The sequence below is a fragment of the Pigmentiphaga sp. GD03639 genome, from assembly GCF_029845405.1.
GTDB classification, from domain to species: Bacteria; Pseudomonadota; Gammaproteobacteria; order Burkholderiales; family Burkholderiaceae_B; genus Pigmentiphaga; species Pigmentiphaga daeguensis.
Genome location: NZ_JAOCLR010000025.1, coordinates 1 through 15589, shown reverse-complemented (window position 1 = coordinate 15589; position 15589 = coordinate 1). Strand labels below are relative to the sequence as shown.

Here is a 15589-nt window from a genome sequence, read left to right as displayed (position 1 = left end):
GTTCTCGCCCTAATAGGAGCCGTTGAGCAGCGCGCCGGCCCGCGGGACATGTCGGGGCAGGTCCAGGCGCTGCAGCATGGTGTAGGTCGTGGCCACCGCGGCCGACAGGACCGGCAGGCCGCGGCGAGCCTCGACCTCCGGGATCGCGGCCAGCGACGGCATCTGCACGCAAGCCGACAGTACGATGGCATCGGCGCCCCGGACATCGAGCCTGTCGGCGATTTCCACCAGGGCCAGCGGGTCGCGGTTGCCGACGGCGCGGTTGTCGTCGATCTCCAGCGAGATCGCGTCCAGCACCTCGATGCCTTCGGATTCGATGTAGTCCACCACGAGCTGGGTCAGCGGCTTCATGTAGGGCGTGACGACGGACACCTTGCGGGCACCGATCGCCCGGATGCCGTTGAGCAGCGCGCCGGCGCTGGTCACGACCCGCGTATCGGGATGGCCCGCCGCGGCGATGCGCGTCAGCTTTTCTTCGGAAACCCGATGGTAGCCCTTGCCCATGGACATGATGGCGACCAGGCAGGCATAGCCGATGACGTCGACGGCGGCGTCGCTGAGCTCGGCCGCACAGCGGTCGGCCTGCGCGTCCATGGCGGCCAGTTCCTCCTTGTTGACCTTCATCATTCTCATCCGGCTGGAATGGAAGGTGAAGCGTTCCGGGGCCACGGTCTCGCGCGCGCGGAACATGGCCGGCACCTCGGTCTCCATGGTGGTGTTGGAACTGGGGACGATCTGTCCGATGCGGTACACCGGCTTGCTCATGTCGATGAAGTTTCCATGGTGGGCTTGGGACGCGGTCATGGCCGCCGTCCGTAGCGGTTGAACGAATCGTGTTCCAGGCGGAAGGCATCGCCCAGCCGGCAGTATTCGCGGCCGGCCAGCCGCCCCACGCCGCGCAATGCGGCCATGCCGATGCGGCCTTCCGGGGCGACCACGCCGGGATCCACGTGGATGGCGACGGCCTCGCCCAGGACCAGGGTGTAGCTGCGGCGCGATGGGCCGGGGCACGACCAGGCCGGCCACCAGCTTGTACAGGCGCGCCGGATCGGTCTGCTCGGGAAGGTAGCGGATCTTGGCGGTCACTCGGGGCGGATGTTGGCTTCGCGGATGACGGTCTTGAAGGTGGCCAGTTCATCGTGGATGAGCTTGGCCGATTCAGCCGGCGACGCATAGCGCGTGATGATGGACTGGGCCAGCAGCGGTTCCTGCACCGCCTTGTCGGAGAAGACCTGCTTGAAGGCGCGGTCGAGCTTGTCGATGACGGATGCGGGCGTGCCGGCGGGCGCCAGCGCGAACAGCTTGGCGCTGACGTCGTAGCCCTTGAGGCCGGCCTCGGCGGCGGTCGGCACGTCGGGCAGGAGACTGATGCGCTCGGGCGAGGCGACAGCCAGCGCGCGCAGCTTCTGGTTGCGGATGTGGGGCAGCGTGGCCGCCAGGCTTTCGATGCTCATGTTCACCTGGCCGCCCACCAGGTCGAGCAGCGACGGCGAGATGCCCTTGTACGGGACATGCAGCAGGTCCACGCCCGCCGCGCGCTTGAACATTTCCCCGGCCAGATGCTGCACCGAGCCATTGCCGCTGGAGGCGAAGGTCAGCGCGCCCGGCCTGGCCTTGGCCAGCGCGACGAGTTCCTGGACGGAGTTCGCCTTGACGCCGGGATTGACCACGATCACGAACGGAATGCTGCCGAACACCGAGACCGGCGTGAAGCTTTTCTCCAGGTCGAAGGGCGTGGAGCGTTCGTACAGCGAGGCGTAGATCGCATGGCTGGTCAGGGAGCTCCACAGCAAGGTGTAGCCGTCGGGCTCGGCCTTGGCGACGGACTCCGCGCCTATGCTGCCGGTGGCGCCGGGCCGGTTGACCACGACGACCTGCTGGCCGAGCTGCTTGGCCAGCATGGGACCGGCCACGCGCGCGGCCGCATCCACGCCGCCGCCCGGCGGCCACGGCACGACCAGGGTGATGGGGCGTTCCGGCCATTCGGCGTGGGCGCCCAGGCTGGTTGCCAGCGCGATGGCCCCGATGGCGGCCTTCAAGACAGCTTTGACATTCATGCTCGACCCTTCATTGTCGTGACGAAGCCCGCGGCTCCCCTGCCCGCGGGACGGTTGTGCATTCCAGGCCGTGGGCGGCCTAGTCTCCTTTGAGGTTCGCAATGCGAAACTAAGTTTCGCAAACTTTTGGGGTATCCTACCCAACAACTTTTGCGCGTGTCAACGAAGTTTGCGAGCAGCTCGGATGAGAGGAACTTCCCAATCGAGGGCGATCAGCCCGGTGCCATTTGCCGAGCCGGATGCCGACGAGGATCCGGGCAGGCAATTCGTGACCGCGCTGGCCCGGGGGCTGAGCATCCTCAAGGCCTTCACCCAGGGCGATACGTCGCTGGGCAACCAGGAGCTGGCCGAGCGCACGGGCCTGACCAAGCCCACGGTGTCGCGCCTGACCTATACCCTGACCCGCCTGGGCTACCTGGCCTGTTCGCCGCAGACCGGCCGCTACGAACTGGGCACGTCGGCGTTGGCGCTCGGGTATTGGGCGATGGCCGGATCCTACATCCGGCAGGTCGCCAAGCCGTTGATGGAGCGGGTGTCCGAAGAATTGAACCTGTGCTGCGCCCTGGGCTACCGGGACGAGGCCGACGCGGTGTACCTGGAACATACGCGCGGTTCCGGCGCGCTGATCATGAGCGTGCAATCGGGATCGCGTACTCCCCTGGTGACGACCGCCATGGGCCGCGCTTTGATCGCGGTCATGGACCGCGGCGAGCGCGACAAGCTGTTCGCCGCCGAGAAGGTCCGTTACGGCGCGCAGTGGCCCAGGATCCTGAAGGGCATCCAGGAAGGGCTGAAGGATTACCAGGCGCGTGGTTTCACGCTGTCCCTGGGCGACTGGGAAAAGGAAATCAACGCCGTGGGCGTGCCGCTGGAACTGAACGACGGCAACCCGCCCATGGCCCTGATCCTGGGCGGTTCTTCCTATGTGGTCGATCGCCAGCGCCTGGTGGAACACGTCGGCCCCCGGCTGGCCGAACTGGCCGCGCAGATTCGCCAGGGCCTGAAGTTCCGCGGCTGATTCCCCCCTTGTCGCCACGCGTCGCCGTCGTTCGTCCGCGACGCCCGGACGCGCTCGCGCCCGCGTTTTTCCGCCCCCGTTTTTGCTCATAGATCCATGATTATTTGCAATGCGACACGCGTGGAGCCGCGGCATAAGATGCGCCCGTCGATGACCGAACGAGGAACCGGGCAATGCCGACCGACCACCATGCAGTCGCCGCGCCGACGCTTGCGCAGCCGGGCCGCCGGCGCGCGCTGAAGGGACTGGCGGGCTACGCCTCGCTGTGCGCCGGATGCCTGGCGTTGTCGGGCCGCGCCGGTGCGCAGGGCGCCGCCCCTCATCGCATCGATACGCACCATCACATCTTTCCGCCCGCCTACCTGGCGGCCGCGCGCGACGGCGTGGTCGATTCGTCGCCCGGCGCGCCCACGGACATGTTCGACAAGTGGTCGCCGCGCAAGTCGCTGGACGACATGGACAGGCAGGGCGTGGCCACGGCCATCGTGTCGATTTCCACGCCGGGCGTGTTCTTCGGCGACGTGGCGCAGGGCCGGCGCCTGGCGCGCGAGTGCAACGAATACGGCGCGAAGATGATCGCCGATCATCCCGGCCGGTTCGGCATGTTCGCGGCCGTGCCGCTGCCCGACGTGGAGGGCAGCCTGCGCGAGATCGCCCATGCGCTGGACGAGCTCAAGCTCAACGGCGTGGGCCTGCTGACCAGCTACGGCGACCGCTGGGCCGGCGATCCGGCGTTCTTCCCGGTGTTCGAGGAATTGAACCGGCGCAAGGCCACGGTCTACTTCCACCCCACGGCCGCCAATTGCTGCGGCAACCTGGTGCCCGAGACCAAGGTGTCGCTGGAGTACCCGACCGACACGACACGCTGTGCCGCCAGCCTCTACATCAACGGTGTGCTGTCGCGCTGCCCGGACATCCGCTTCATCCTGTCGCACGGCGGCGGGTCGCTGCCCAGCTTCGCCAGCCGCATCGACGCGCTGTTCGCGGGCTCGCCCACCGCGCCGCGCTGGCCGACCCGCGCCATGGACGAATTCCGGCGCCTGCACTACGACACGGCCGCCATCCTGAATCCGCCCGCGATGGCGGCGCTGCGCCAGCTGGTGCCGGCCTCGCAGATCCTGATGGGCAGCGATTTCCCCTACCGGTCGGCGGGACGCGCGGTCAAGGAGATCCGCGACCTCGGCATGTTCACCGAGGCCGAACTCGAGGCCGTCGAACGCGGCAACGCGCTGCGCATCGTGCCCGGTCTGGCGACCGCCGGCAGGCCCGCGGGCTGAGGCTTCCCCGTTCCCGGCCGGGGCCGGGGACACCCTTCCCATCTGTCAGGAGAGACTCATGCAGCAAGCACCGAACGCGCCGCTGCGGCGCCAGCTTCTTACCGCCGGAGCGGGCCTGGCTGCCGTGGTCGGCGCCGCCATGGGCAGCGCGCCGGCTCGCGCCGCGACGCCGCCTTCGCAGTCCGAGGCCCTGGAGCAACTGCTCAGCAAGCAGGCCATTGCCGAGGTGCTGTATCGCTACCCGCGCGGTCTGGACCTGCTGGACCGCGACATCCTGCTGTCGCTGGGGCACGCCAACGGCACGGTGCAGTTCGGCAAGATGCGCTTCGATTCCTGGGCCGCGTTCGTCGATTGGTTGCTCGATGCGCATAAATCCATGCTGTCCAACAACCACCGCATGACCAACATGCTGATCGAGGTGCGGGGCGACAAGGCGGTCAGCGAAACCACCGGCACCGCGACCCTGGTGGTCGCCGTCGAGAAAGACCAGATCGAGGAGCGCTGGATGCATTCGCGTTATCTGGATCGCTGGTCGCGCCGCAACGGCAGATGGGCCATCGACTCCCGCCAGTCGGTCACGGACTTTCGGCGTATCGAGGTCTTCCCCGCGTCCGAGCTGAAGACCCGCTATAGCACGCTGGGGGATCGCCTGGGCAAGGACGATCCGTCATACAAGTTGTTCAACTTCCAATGAGCGCATCCATGAATGCCGTATCGAAGCTGGGGGCGGCATGCGCGTTGTCGCTGTTGGCCTGGGGGGCCGCGCAGGCGGCCGACCACATGCCGCAGGGCGAACGCACGCAGGGCCGCTCGTATTCCCCCGCGGTCGTGACCGAGGGCGGGCGCATCGTCTGGCTGGCGGGCGAAACGGCCACCACCGACCTGCAGGGCCGAGACATCAAGGGCGACTTCGAGGCGCAGGCGCGCACGGTGTTCGCGCTGATCGACCAGACCTTGAAGCGCGCGGGCGGGAGCCTGAAGGACATCGTCACCATGACGGTGTACATGACCGACGTGCGCAATGGCGCCACCTTCGCCAAGGTGCGCAGCGAGATGTTTCCTGATCGACGCTTCCCGGCCAGCGCGCAGATCACGGTCTCGGCCCTGGCGGTGCCGGGCATGCAGATCGAGATCCAGGCCGTGGCGGTGCTGGACGACAAATGCTCGCCGGCCTCGCCCTGCCTGCCGAAGTAGCTGGCCGGGACGGACGCCAAGTCGTTTCCATCAGGCAGAAATCCCGGCTGCGGACCGGGGCCCCAGGCATATAGTCCCCCACATATCGCTTCTTCCATTCTCCGGAACGAAGCGGCCGACCACCATAGAGGGGACATCTGGAGATGACACAGGCGGACGACATTCCGGTGCTGATCGTCGGCGCCGGCCCGGTCGGGCTGGGACTGGCGCTGGATCTATCCTGGCGCGGCATTCCGTGCACGCTGCTGGAACAGCGCGACGGCTCCATCAGCACGCCCAAGCTGGGCGCCGTGGGCGTCAGGACCATGGAGTTCTGCCGCCGCTGGGGCATCGCGCAGCGCGTGCGCGAGACGCCGTTCAATCCCGACTACCGGCTGGACATGGTGTTCTGCACCAGCATGACGGGCCACTTCCTGGCCCGCCACGAGTATCCCAGCCTGCGCGACGACGCGCCGCCCGGCGAGAGCCCCGAGAAGAAGTGGCGCTGTCCGCAGCTGTGGTTCGACCCGCTGCTGACCCGCTGCGCGACCGAGTATCCGTCGCTGGACCTGCGCTACTGGCACCGGCTGGAAGGTTTCGAGCAGGACGCCGACGGCGTCCGGGCCGAGGTGACGGACCTGAAGACCGGGCAGCGCACGACGCTGCGCGCGCGCTACCTGGTGGCGTGCGACGGCGCGGGCAGCAGCGTGCGCCGCGCGCTGGGCATAGAAATGGCGGGCACGCGGGCGCTGGATCATTCGGCGGCGCTGTTCTTCCGTTCGCCGGCCCTGACCCGCAGCCATGACAAGGGCGAGGCCGAACGCTATCTGTTCTTCGGCGCCGAGGGCTTCTGGGGCAACATCAGCGCCATGGACGGCCGCGAGCTGTGGCGCATGACGGTGGTCAGCAACGAGGCGCAGGTCGAGCAGGTCTGCCGCGATGCCCAGGCCTGGGTGCGCCGCGGCATCGGCCGCGACGACGTGCCGTTCGAGGTGATCTCGGCCCTGCCGTGGCGCCGCAGCCAGTTGACCGCGACGCGCTACGGCGACCGCCGCGTGCTGATCGCCGGCGATGCCGCGCACACCATGTCGCCCACGGGCGGCTTCGGCATGAACACCGGCATGGGCGACGTCGTGGACCTGGGCTGGAAGCTGGAGGCCATGCTGCGCGGCTGGGGCGGGGGCAGCCTGCTGGACAGCTACGAGGTCGAGCGCCTGCCGGTGGGCGAGCGCAACGTCAACGCGTCCGCGCACAATTACTTCGCGCTGAAGTCGGTCGAGGACGCTTCGGAGCTGCTGGAAGACTCCGCGCGCGGCGAGGCGCAGCGCGCGCAGGTCGGCGCCGCCATCGCCGAGGCCACGCACACCGAATGGGAGACGCTGGGCATCCATCTGGGCTACCGCTACGAGGATTCGCCCATCTGCGTGTCGGACGGCACGTCTGCGCCGCCTGACCATCCCCGCTACTACACGCCGACCACCCGGCCGGGGCATCGCGCGCCGCATGCCTGGCTGGACGATGGCCGTTCCACGCTCGATCTGTTCGGCCGGGGCTTCGTGCTGGTGCGCCTGGGGGCGGAGCCGCCCGACCCCGCGCCGCTGGTCGAGGCGGCCCGCCGGCGCGGGGTGCCGCTGGAAGTCGTGGACATTGCCTTGCCCCGGGTGGCCGAACTGTACGAGCGCCGGCTGGTGCTGGTGCGGCCCGATGGCCACTGCGCCTGGCGCGGCGATGCCGCGCCGGCTGATGCGGATGCCGTGATCGATGTCGTGCGCGGCGCCGCCCCGCGTGCCGATGCGTCCCGATAAGCGCGGAAGGAGACATTCATGAGTCCAAAGCCGATCCGGCGCCTTGCGCCGTGGATGCTTGCCGCCGCCGGGGTGCTGGCGGGCGCGCAGGCGTGGGCCGTCTATCCCGATCGCCCTGTCCGGCTGATCGTGCCGTTCCCGCCCGGGGGCGCCAGCGACCAGGTGGGGCGGGTGGTGGCCCAGTATCTGGGGCAGAAATTGGGGCAGACCGTGGTGGTGGAAAACCGCGGCGGGGCCGGGGGCGCGATAGGCGTGGCCGCCGCGGCGCAGGCCGCGCCGGACGGCTACACCCTGCTGCTGGGGACGGCCGAGTCCTTCGGCATCGCCGAGAACCTGACGCCGGGCCAGAGCACGCCCGCGGTCCGCGATTTCACCCCCATCGCGCTGGTCACGCGGATTCCCTCGGTGTTCGTGGTCAACCCCCAGGTGCAGGCCAGGACCCTGATGGAGTTCGTGAAGCTGGCGAAGTCCCAGCCCGGGCGCTACCACTTCGGTTCGCCCGGCACGGGCACCAACGTCCACCTGATCGGCGAGATGCTCAAGGCCCGGTTCGGCCTGGACATCGTGCACGTGCCCTACAAGGGCGGCAGTCCGGCGGTGACCGATCTCCTGGGCGGGCAGATCGAGATGATGCCCTCGGCCGTGGCGGCGGTCGCGCCGCGGATCAAGGACGGATCCCTGCGCGCGCTGGCGGTGACCAGCGCCGAGCGCTCGCCCATGCTGCCCGAAGTGCCGACCATGGCCGAGGCCGGCGTGCCCGATTTCGTCGCCGGCGGCTGGTTCGGCGTGCTGGCCCGCGCCGGCACACCGCCGGAGGCGGTGGCCAGGCTGGAGCGCGAGCTGGAAGCGGTGACCCGGATGCCCGAGTTCAAGGAGCGCATGGCCGGGATAGGCGGCGAAGGCAAGGCCCTGACCGGGCGCGCGTTCGGCGATTTCATCGCCGCCGAGACCGCGCGCTGGCGCGACATCATCAAGGCGGCGGGGGTCAAGCCCGACTGACGGTGGAAAAAGCCACCACGCTTGCCGCATCGCGGCGGCGCTGCACCCCAGGGGGGCAATAAAAAAGGTCCGGCTCAGGGCTTGGGCATCACCGTCCCGCAGGACTTGCAGGTGCGGAATTCCTCGCTGTCGAAGAAGCGCTGGTAGGCCTTGGACACGGGGTCGGCCTTGTAGTCCGCGACGTGGCAGGATTCCTCGTGCAGCAGCGTGTCGCAACTGGGGCAGAACCACTGGAAGCGGTCGATCTCCTCCGGCTTGCGCTTGCGTTCCTGCACCAGCAGGTAGGCGTCGGGCGGGAAGCGCGGCGAGTGCGGGATGCCCGCCGGCGTGTAGATGACCGATCCCTGCGGCAGCACGGCGATCTCTTCCTTGCCGTCGGGCGTGCGGTAGTGCAGGTTCATCTGCCCCTTGACCATGTACATCATCTCGTCGCTGGGGTTGATGTGGAACTCGCTGCGGTACTCGCGTCCGCGGGCCAGGAACACGAGGGACTCGGGTTCCTGCCAGAGCACGGCCACCCGCTTGCCGCTGGCGGCCAGCTCGTCGCCCTGCTTCATCAGGTCGACGATGGGCATCTTGAACATAGGACCTCCTCAGCCGAAGTAGGCGACGCAGTCGATCTCGACGCGTACGCCCGGGCGGTGCGGCGTGCCGCCTATGCAGGTGCGGGTGACCTTCTCGCCGCCCATGAACGCGCGGAATTCCTCGTTGAACGCGGGGAAATCCGCCACGTCGCGCAGGCATACCCGCATGTTGACGATGTTGGCCGCGGTGGCGCCGCCTGCCTCCAGCACCGCCATCAGGTTCTGCAAGGTGCGCCGCGTCTGCTCGCGGATGTCGTCGGACACGACTTCCTTGGTAACCGGGTCCAGCGGGCCCTGGCCCGAGACGTAGAGGAAGTCGCCCGCCCGGATGCCCTGGGCCAGCGGCGAGGGGGTGCTCTTGTCGGTGAACCCGGTGACGGGGGCCTGCGCGGACTGCACGATTATCTTAGGCATGTTCGGACTCCTGGAAAAGATGAGTGGACTCCAGCATTTGCGCGAAGTCGAGCACATCGTCGTCGCGATACTTGCGGCCGACGATCTGCAAGCCGACGGGCAGGCCGCCGGCGTCGGTGGTCAGCGGCATGGACAGGGCCGGCTGCTGGCTCAGGTTGAACGGGAAGGTATAGGGGTTCGCCAGTTGCCAGTTGAAGGTCTGGCGGATGTGGTCGCGCAGCGGATGATCGTCGGCGCACAGCGCGCCCACCCGCGGCGCGCCGGCCGGGCTGGCGGGGGTCAGCAGCAGGTCGACGTCGGCGAAGGCCAGCGTGAGCTGGGTTGCCACGTCGCGCAACTGCGTCCGCGCCCGGGCCAGGCGTTCGGCGCCGTGCGCGGCGCCGCGTTCGCACAGCTGTTGCAGGCGCGGGTCGAGCTGGGCGCGCTGGCCAGGGGCGGCATCGACGAAGGACTCGTAGAGGCGGTTCTCCCACAGGGCCCAGGCGTTCTCGGCCAGCGACATCCAGTCCATGCGCAGGCGCACGACGGAATGGCCCCTGCGGCCCAGCCGCTGCGCCAGTTCCTCGACGGCTGATTCGACCCGGGGATCCAGCCCCGTATCGGGGCCGGCGTCGGTCAGGTAGCCGATGGCGGGCCGGCGCGGCGGCAGCTCTTGCGCGCGCGCATACAGCGAATGGGGGTCCAGCGGGTGCGGCCGGCCCATGACCTGCAGCGCCAGCCGGCAATCGGCCACCGTGCGGGCGATGGGGCCCAGGTGCGCGTACTCGGCGAAGGCGCTCAGGCGCGGCCCCGACGGAATGGCGCCGAAGGTGGGCTTGAGCCCGACCAGTCCGCAGTACGAGGCGGGGATGCGGATCGAGCCCCCGGCGTCGCTGCCCAGCGCCAGCGGCCCCCAGCCCTTGGCCACGTGCGCCGCCGCGCCCATGCTCGAGCCGCCGGCGCTGCGGTCCGGCGCCAGCGGGTTGCGCGTGATGCCCGTATAGGGCGACTCGGAGTCGGCCAGCCAGCCGAACTCGGTGGTGGTGGTCTTGCCGAACAGCACCGCTCCGCCCTGGCGCAGCAGCGCCACGCTGGGCGCGTCCGCGGCGGCGGGCGGCGCGCCGGCCGTGATGGCCGAACCGCGCCGCGTGGGCCAGCCGGCCACGTCGACCAGGTCCTTGATCGACACGGGCACGCCGTCCAGCGGGCCGATGGGCGTGCCGCTACGCCAGCGCCGGGCGGAGGCCTCGGCGGCTTGCAGCGCGGCGTCGCGGTCCAGTAGGCAGAAGGCGTTCAGCTCCCGCGCATCGTCGGCCACCGCGTCCATCAGCGCCGTGGCCAGGTCGAGCGGCGACAGCGCGCGGGCGCGATAGGCCTCGTGCAGTTCGGCCGCCGTCTTCGACAGCCAGGCGGAGTCCGCTGCGGACATGGGCGAGCCTCCTATCGGGGTTCGATGGTCTCGAATTCGACGTTGGCCAGCCGGCCGTCGACCCTTTGCACCTTGCGCATGTAGACGCGCTGCTTGATGTCGCGCGTGGCCGCGTCGATCTCGATCGGGCCGCGCGGGCTTTCCAGCTTCACGCCCTTCATCGCGGCGATCAGCGCGTCGCCGTCGGTCTTGCCCTGGGTCTTGCGCAGGGCCTCGTAGATCAGCGCCATGCCGTCGTAGCCGGCCACCGCCATGATGTTGGGGCGGGCCTGCTGCCCGCGCGCGGCCTTGAAGGCCTGCACGAACTTCTTGTTCAGCGGCGAGTCGTGGTCCATGGAATACGGATAGCCGGTGACCACGCCCAGCGGCGTGTCGCCCATCGAATCGATGGTGGGTTCGTCGGTGATGTCGCCCGTGCCTACCATGGCGATGCCGCCCTCGGCCAGGTTGCGGGCGCGGTACTCGCGCATGAAGGATTGCGCCACGTCGGCCCCGTTCACGAAGGCGAAGACCGCGGACGGCTTCAGGTCCTTGATCTTCTGCATGTAGGCCGAGAAGTCCATGGTGCTGAGCGGCGTGCGCACCGAACCCACCACCGTGCCGCCGGCCTTCTTGTACGAATCCATGAAGGCCGCCTCGACCTCGTGCCCGGGCGAGTAGTCGGCCACCATCGAGTACGTCGTCTTGTAGCCCTGCTTGATCATCCATTGCGAGATGGGAGGCACGATGGCGGGCAGCGAGAACGAGGTGCGCACGATGTAGGGCGAGGTGGACGGCAGGCTGCCCGAGGCGGCGTTCATGATGACCATGGGTTTCTTGGCCTCGGTGGCCAGCGGCGCCACCGCCAGCGCGTTGGGCGAGAACGCGAAGCCGGCGATGAAGTCCACCTTGTCGCGCACCACCAGTTCCTGCGCGTGGCGCTTGGCCAGCTCGGGGTTGGGGCCGCCCACGTCCTTGACGATGACCACGACCTTCTTGCCGGCCACGGTGTCGCCATGCTCTTTCAGGTAGAGCTGCACGCCCGTTTCCATCTGCTTTCCGAACTCGGCGAACGGACCCGACATTTCGCCGATGAAGCCCACCTTCACGACGCCCTGCGCCTGCGCGCAGGCGGCCGCCATCAACGCGCCCGCGGCCAGCCCGCAGCGCAATCCCGCTTGTCTACCTTTCATGATCAGACGACTCCTTGCCGTGAGAGCCGGCACCGACTGCGCCGGAGATTCGAATCAGGAAACCGCGGCGCGCTTGCCGACACCCAGCAGTTGGTCCAGCAGTTGCGTGTCGGCGGCCAGCTCGGCGCTGCCGCCGGCATAGGCCACCACCCCGCGCTCGAGCACGATGGCGTGCTGCGACATGGACAGCGCAAGGACCGGATGCTGCTCGACGATGATGGCGGTCAGGCCTTCGTCGGCGCACATGCGGCGCACCGCCTCGGACAGCTCCTCGACGATGATGGGAGCCAGGCCCTCCATGGGCTCGTCCAGCAGCAGCAACTGCGGGTTGGTCATCAGCGCGCGGCCGATGGCCAGCATTTGCTGTTCGCCGCCCGAGAGCTGCCCGCCGTAGTTGCCGGCGCGCTCGCGCAGGCGCGGAAAGAGCCCGTACACGCGCTCGAGCGTCCAGTGCGTGCCGCGCGCGATGACTTCCAGGTTCTCGCGCACGGTCAGCGACGGGAACACCTCGCGCTCCTGCGGCACCCAGCCTATGCCCCGGCGCGCGCGGTCGGCCGGGCGCAGGCGGGTGATGTCCTCGCCCAGCCACCGTATGCGGCCGCGCTTGACCGTGGTGTTGCCCATCAGCGTCTCGAGCAGCGTGGTCTTGCCCACGCCGTTGCGCCCGAGGATGGCCAGGCTCTGGCCGCGTTCGATCGCGACCGACAGGTCGCTGAGCACGACCGCGTCGTTGTAGCCGGCCGTGAGGTTTTCGATTTGCAGGAAATCAGACACGCGAATTCCCCAGGTAGGCCGCCCGCACCTGCGGGTCGGCGGCGATTTCCGCGGGCGTGCCTTCCACCAGGACGGCGCCCGCCACCAGCACCGAGATGCGCTGGGCGAAGCGGAACACCAGGTCCATGTCGTGCTCGATGAAGAGCACCGTCATTTCCCTGGGCAGCCCGGCGATCACCTCGAACAACTCGCCGCTTTCGTCCTCGGGCACGCCGGCGGCCGGCTCGTCCAGCAGCAGGATGCGAGGCTGGGCGGCCAGCGCCAGCACGATCTCCAGCAGGCGCTGCTTGCCGTAGGGCAGCTCGGCGGTGTCGACGTGGGCGTACTGGGCCAGGTTGAACTGCTTGAGCAGCGCGTGCGCTTCGTCGGCCACCCACGAGCAGCTGCGCAGCGTGCGCCACCAGACCTTGCCCAGCGCCTCGCGCTCGGAGATGGCCAGCGAGGCCGCCTGCAGCGGCGTCAGGCGCGGGAACAGCGTGTTGATCTGGAAGGTGCGCACCAGCCCGCGGTGCACACGCTTGTCCGCCGGCAGGTGGGTGATGTCGTCATCGTCCAGGCTGATGCGCCCTTCGGTCGGGCGCAGGATGCCGGTCAACAGGTTGATCAGCGTGGTCTTGCCGGCGCCGTTCGGGCCGATCAGCGCCTGGCGCGAGCCGGGCGCGATGTCCAGCGTCACGCCGTTGACGGCGGTGAAGCCGCCGAAGCGCTTGGTCAGGTTCCGGGTGCGCAGCGCGGGCGTCGCGAGGGTCGCGGTCGTCATGGGCGTTGCTCCCTTACCTTGAAGGCCTTGGACAGCACGCCCAGCACGCCGCCACGGCCGATCATGACCACTAGGATCAGGAAGATGCCCAGCCAGAACATCCAGAACTTCGGATCGAAGTCGGAGAAGAAATCATGCACGGTCATGTACAGCAGGGCGCCGATCAGGCCGCCGTACAGACGCCCGGTGCCGCCCAGGATGAGGATGATGAGGATTTCGGCCGAGCGGTTGAAGCTGAGCATCTCCAGCCCGACGAACTGCGTGGTCTGCGCCAGCAGCGCGCCGGCCACGCCGGCGATGGCGGCCGAGAAGCAATAGGCCAGGCGCAGGCGCGAATCCACCGGCGAGCCGATGGCCAGCATGCGCCGCCGGTTGTCGTGGATGCCCCGCAGCACCAGCCCGAAGGGCGATTTGAGCATCAGGCGCACCGCCAGGAACATCAGCAGCACGATGCAGAAGGTGTAGATGAAGGCCGTCTTGCCCCAGAGGTCGAAGCGGAACTGGCCCAGCACCGGCCACATGTCCACGCCCTGCAGGCCGTCGGCGCCGCCGGTGATGGGGGTCAGGCGGTTGGCCAGCTCGAAGAACAGCACGCACACGCCTATGGTGATCATCAGCCGCGTCAGGTCGCTGCCGCGCACGATCAGGTAGCTGAGCAGATAGCCCAGCACCGCGCACACCGCCAGCGCCAGCAGCAGCCCGGAGAACGGTTCGCCCCAGCCGTACTTGGCCAGCAGGCCCGCCAGGTACGCGCCGATGCCGAAGAACGCCGCATGGCCCACCGTCAGGATGCCGGCGTAGCCCAGGGCGATGTCCAGCGCGATCGCGAACAGGCCGGTGATCATGATCTGCGTGATCAGGACCAGCTTCTCGGGCAAGAGAAAGTAGGTCGAGGCCAGCGCCAGCCAGAACACCACTTCCAGCGCCACGATCTGGCGCGGATTCAGATTGAGTTTGGTCATACGAGCCCCTTCTTGGGGATCAGGCCGTGGGGGCGTACGAGTAATACGACCACCATGAACACGTAGATCAGGAAGGCGCCGAGTTCGGGCATGTAGTATTTGCCGCCCACGTCGACGATGCCCACCAGCACGGCTGCGACGAAGGGACCGACGATGGTGCCGGCCCCGCCCACGCAGACCACGATCAGGAAATAGATCATGTATTTCAGCGGGAAGGACGGATCCAGCCCCAGCATGCCCAGGCCCAGCGCGCCGCCCAGCCCCGCCAGGCCGCAGCCGAACGAGAAAGTCAGGAAGAACAGCCGGTCCACCCGCACGCCCAGGCCCGCGGCCACGCGCTGGTTGTCCACCGCCGCGCGCACCATGGCGCCGTAGCGCGTCTTGTTGATGAGCAGCAGCAGCGCCGCCAGCACGGCAAAACCCACGACGATCAGGAACAGCCGGTAGGCGCCCACGTCCATGCCCAGCAGCGAGATCTGGCCGCGCAGCCATTCGGGCGCGGTGAAGGGCTGCATGGTGGGACCGAACAGGTAGGTGCCGCCCGCCACGAACACGAACACGATGCCGATGGACAGCAGCACGTGGTCCAGCGGATGCGCGCGGTACAGCCGGCGGAAGAAGACGAACTCCAGCAGCGCGCCCACCACGGCCGCGCTGATGAAGGCCAGTGCCAGGCTGGCGACGAACGGTACCTGCAGGCGGCTCATGGCCAGCGCGGCCACGTAGCCGCCCACCATGGCGAAGGCGCCATGGGCGAGGTTGACGAAGTTCATCAACCCCATGGTGATCGACAGGCCGACTCCGATCAGGAACAGCAACATGCCGTAGGCCAGGCCGTCGAAGATTACGATGCCCATGTGTGCTTCCAGGTGACGTGCGGGGGGAAGATGGCGGCCCGGACGAAGGCGGGCCGCGGAATGCGGTTAGGACAGTCCATGATCTCCTGCAGATCGCTCCGCCGCAGGGACCATGGCAGACCGGCAAGACGGCTTCATGCAGGGTCCTTCTGGGCGGTGTTGCTATTGTCCGCGCCCGGCCGCGGCCGATCCAGCCGCGTATGCTTTTTCACCGGTCTAAAAAACTTATGCCGGCCCGCCGAAGCGGGCGGACCGGGCGCGTGCTGCGTTTACTTGGCCTTGCCGGGGTCCTTGACCGCGTCGAGATGCGAGAACTCGACGTTGTACAG

Annotated in this window: 17 protein-coding genes; 6 read left to right on the top strand and 11 right to left on the bottom strand. The window is 68.6% G+C overall.

Features of this window, described 5'->3' with window-relative positions:
• Positions 1-9 precede the first annotated feature (9 nt).
• The 3 genes from N5K27_RS21760 to N5K27_RS21750 form a co-directional block, all read right to left on the bottom strand.
• Positions 10-765 (bottom strand): Asp/Glu racemase, encoded by a 756-nt coding sequence (locus N5K27_RS21760; RefSeq protein ID WP_087839104.1) that lies wholly within the window; start codon positions 763-765, stop codon positions 10-12.
• Positions 766-800: 35 nt separating this feature from the next.
• Entirely contained in the window at positions 801-938 is a 138-nt protein-coding gene (locus N5K27_RS21755) for a hypothetical protein (RefSeq protein WP_279818744.1), read from the bottom strand.
• Positions 939-1082: 144 nt separating this feature from the next.
• Complete coding sequence (locus N5K27_RS21750; protein WP_279818741.1) at positions 1083-2057, bottom strand: tripartite tricarboxylate transporter substrate binding protein; 975 nt, start codon at positions 2055-2057, stop codon at positions 1083-1085.
• Positions 2058-2241: 184 nt separating this feature from the next.
• On the opposite strand from N5K27_RS21750, the gene N5K27_RS21745 reads away from it, so the two are divergent.
• The 6 genes from N5K27_RS21745 (at position 2242) to N5K27_RS21720 (ending at position 8329) form a co-directional block, all read left to right on the top strand.
• On the top strand, positions 2242-3075 hold the full coding sequence (locus N5K27_RS21745; protein ID WP_087838910.1) for an IclR family transcriptional regulator: 834 nt from the start codon (positions 2242-2244) through the stop codon (positions 3073-3075).
• 173 nt (positions 3076-3248) lie between these two features.
• Positions 3249-4352 carry an amidohydrolase family protein gene (locus N5K27_RS21740; RefSeq protein WP_279818737.1) on the top strand — a complete coding sequence of 368 codons (1104 nt, stop codon included), beginning with the start codon at positions 3249-3251 and terminating at the stop codon, positions 4350-4352.
• A gap of 58 nt (positions 4353-4410) precedes the next feature.
• Positions 4411-5046: a nuclear transport factor 2 family protein gene (locus N5K27_RS21735; RefSeq protein ID WP_279818733.1), complete on the top strand. Its 636-nt coding sequence runs from the start codon at positions 4411-4413 to the stop codon at positions 5044-5046.
• Between the two features lie 8 nt (positions 5047-5054).
• On the top strand, positions 5055-5546 hold the full coding sequence (locus N5K27_RS21730; protein ID WP_279818729.1) for a RidA family protein: 492 nt from the start codon (positions 5055-5057) through the stop codon (positions 5544-5546).
• A gap of 143 nt (positions 5547-5689) precedes the next feature.
• Positions 5690-7330 carry an FAD-dependent oxidoreductase gene (locus N5K27_RS21725; protein ID WP_279818726.1) on the top strand — a complete coding sequence of 547 codons (1641 nt, stop codon included), beginning with the start codon at positions 5690-5692 and terminating at the stop codon, positions 7328-7330.
• Positions 7331-7348: 18 nt separating this feature from the next.
• A complete protein-coding gene (locus tag N5K27_RS21720; protein WP_279818722.1) occupies positions 7349-8329 on the top strand; it encodes a tripartite tricarboxylate transporter substrate binding protein in 981 nt (326 codons plus the stop codon).
• A 74-nt stretch (positions 8330-8403) separates the two neighbouring features.
• On the opposite strand, the gene N5K27_RS21715 is transcribed toward N5K27_RS21720, so the two are convergent.
• From N5K27_RS21715 to N5K27_RS21680, 8 genes are read right to left on the bottom strand one after another with little or no spacing between them, the layout of a single operon-like run.
• Positions 8404-8913, bottom strand: a complete 510-nt coding sequence (locus N5K27_RS21715; RefSeq protein WP_087838908.1) for a cupin domain-containing protein — start codon at positions 8911-8913, stop codon at positions 8404-8406.
• 9 nt (positions 8914-8922) lie between these two features.
• Positions 8923-9327 (bottom strand): RidA family protein, encoded by a 405-nt coding sequence (locus tag N5K27_RS21710; RefSeq protein ID WP_132979697.1) that lies wholly within the window; start codon positions 9325-9327, stop codon positions 8923-8925.
• Positions 9320-10735: an amidase family protein gene (locus tag N5K27_RS21705; RefSeq protein WP_279818714.1), complete on the bottom strand. Its 1416-nt coding sequence runs from the start codon at positions 10733-10735 to the stop codon at positions 9320-9322. Before N5K27_RS21705 ends, N5K27_RS21710 begins: the two co-directional genes overlap by 8 nt.
• 11 nt (positions 10736-10746) lie before the next feature.
• Positions 10747-11907, bottom strand: coding sequence for an ABC transporter substrate-binding protein (locus N5K27_RS21700; protein WP_087838905.1), 1161 nt, complete (start codon positions 11905-11907; stop codon positions 10747-10749).
• Between the two features lie 54 nt (positions 11908-11961).
• A complete protein-coding gene (locus N5K27_RS21695) occupies positions 11962-12681 on the bottom strand; it encodes an ABC transporter ATP-binding protein (protein ID WP_087838904.1) in 720 nt (239 codons plus the stop codon).
• The gene (locus N5K27_RS21690) at positions 12674-13441 is read right to left on the bottom strand and encodes an ABC transporter ATP-binding protein (RefSeq protein ID WP_087838903.1); all 768 of its coding nucleotides are present in this window, start codon (positions 13439-13441) and stop codon (positions 12674-12676) included. The genes N5K27_RS21695 and N5K27_RS21690 overlap by 8 nt, the downstream gene beginning before the upstream one ends.
• Complete coding sequence (locus tag N5K27_RS21685) at positions 13438-14403, bottom strand: branched-chain amino acid ABC transporter permease (RefSeq protein WP_087838902.1); 966 nt, start codon at positions 14401-14403, stop codon at positions 13438-13440. The genes N5K27_RS21690 and N5K27_RS21685 overlap by 4 nt, the downstream gene beginning before the upstream one ends.
• Complete coding sequence (locus N5K27_RS21680; protein ID WP_087838901.1) at positions 14400-15260, bottom strand: branched-chain amino acid ABC transporter permease; 861 nt, start codon at positions 15258-15260, stop codon at positions 14400-14402. The genes N5K27_RS21685 and N5K27_RS21680 overlap by 4 nt, the downstream gene beginning before the upstream one ends.
• Positions 15261-15589 lie beyond the last annotated feature (329 nt).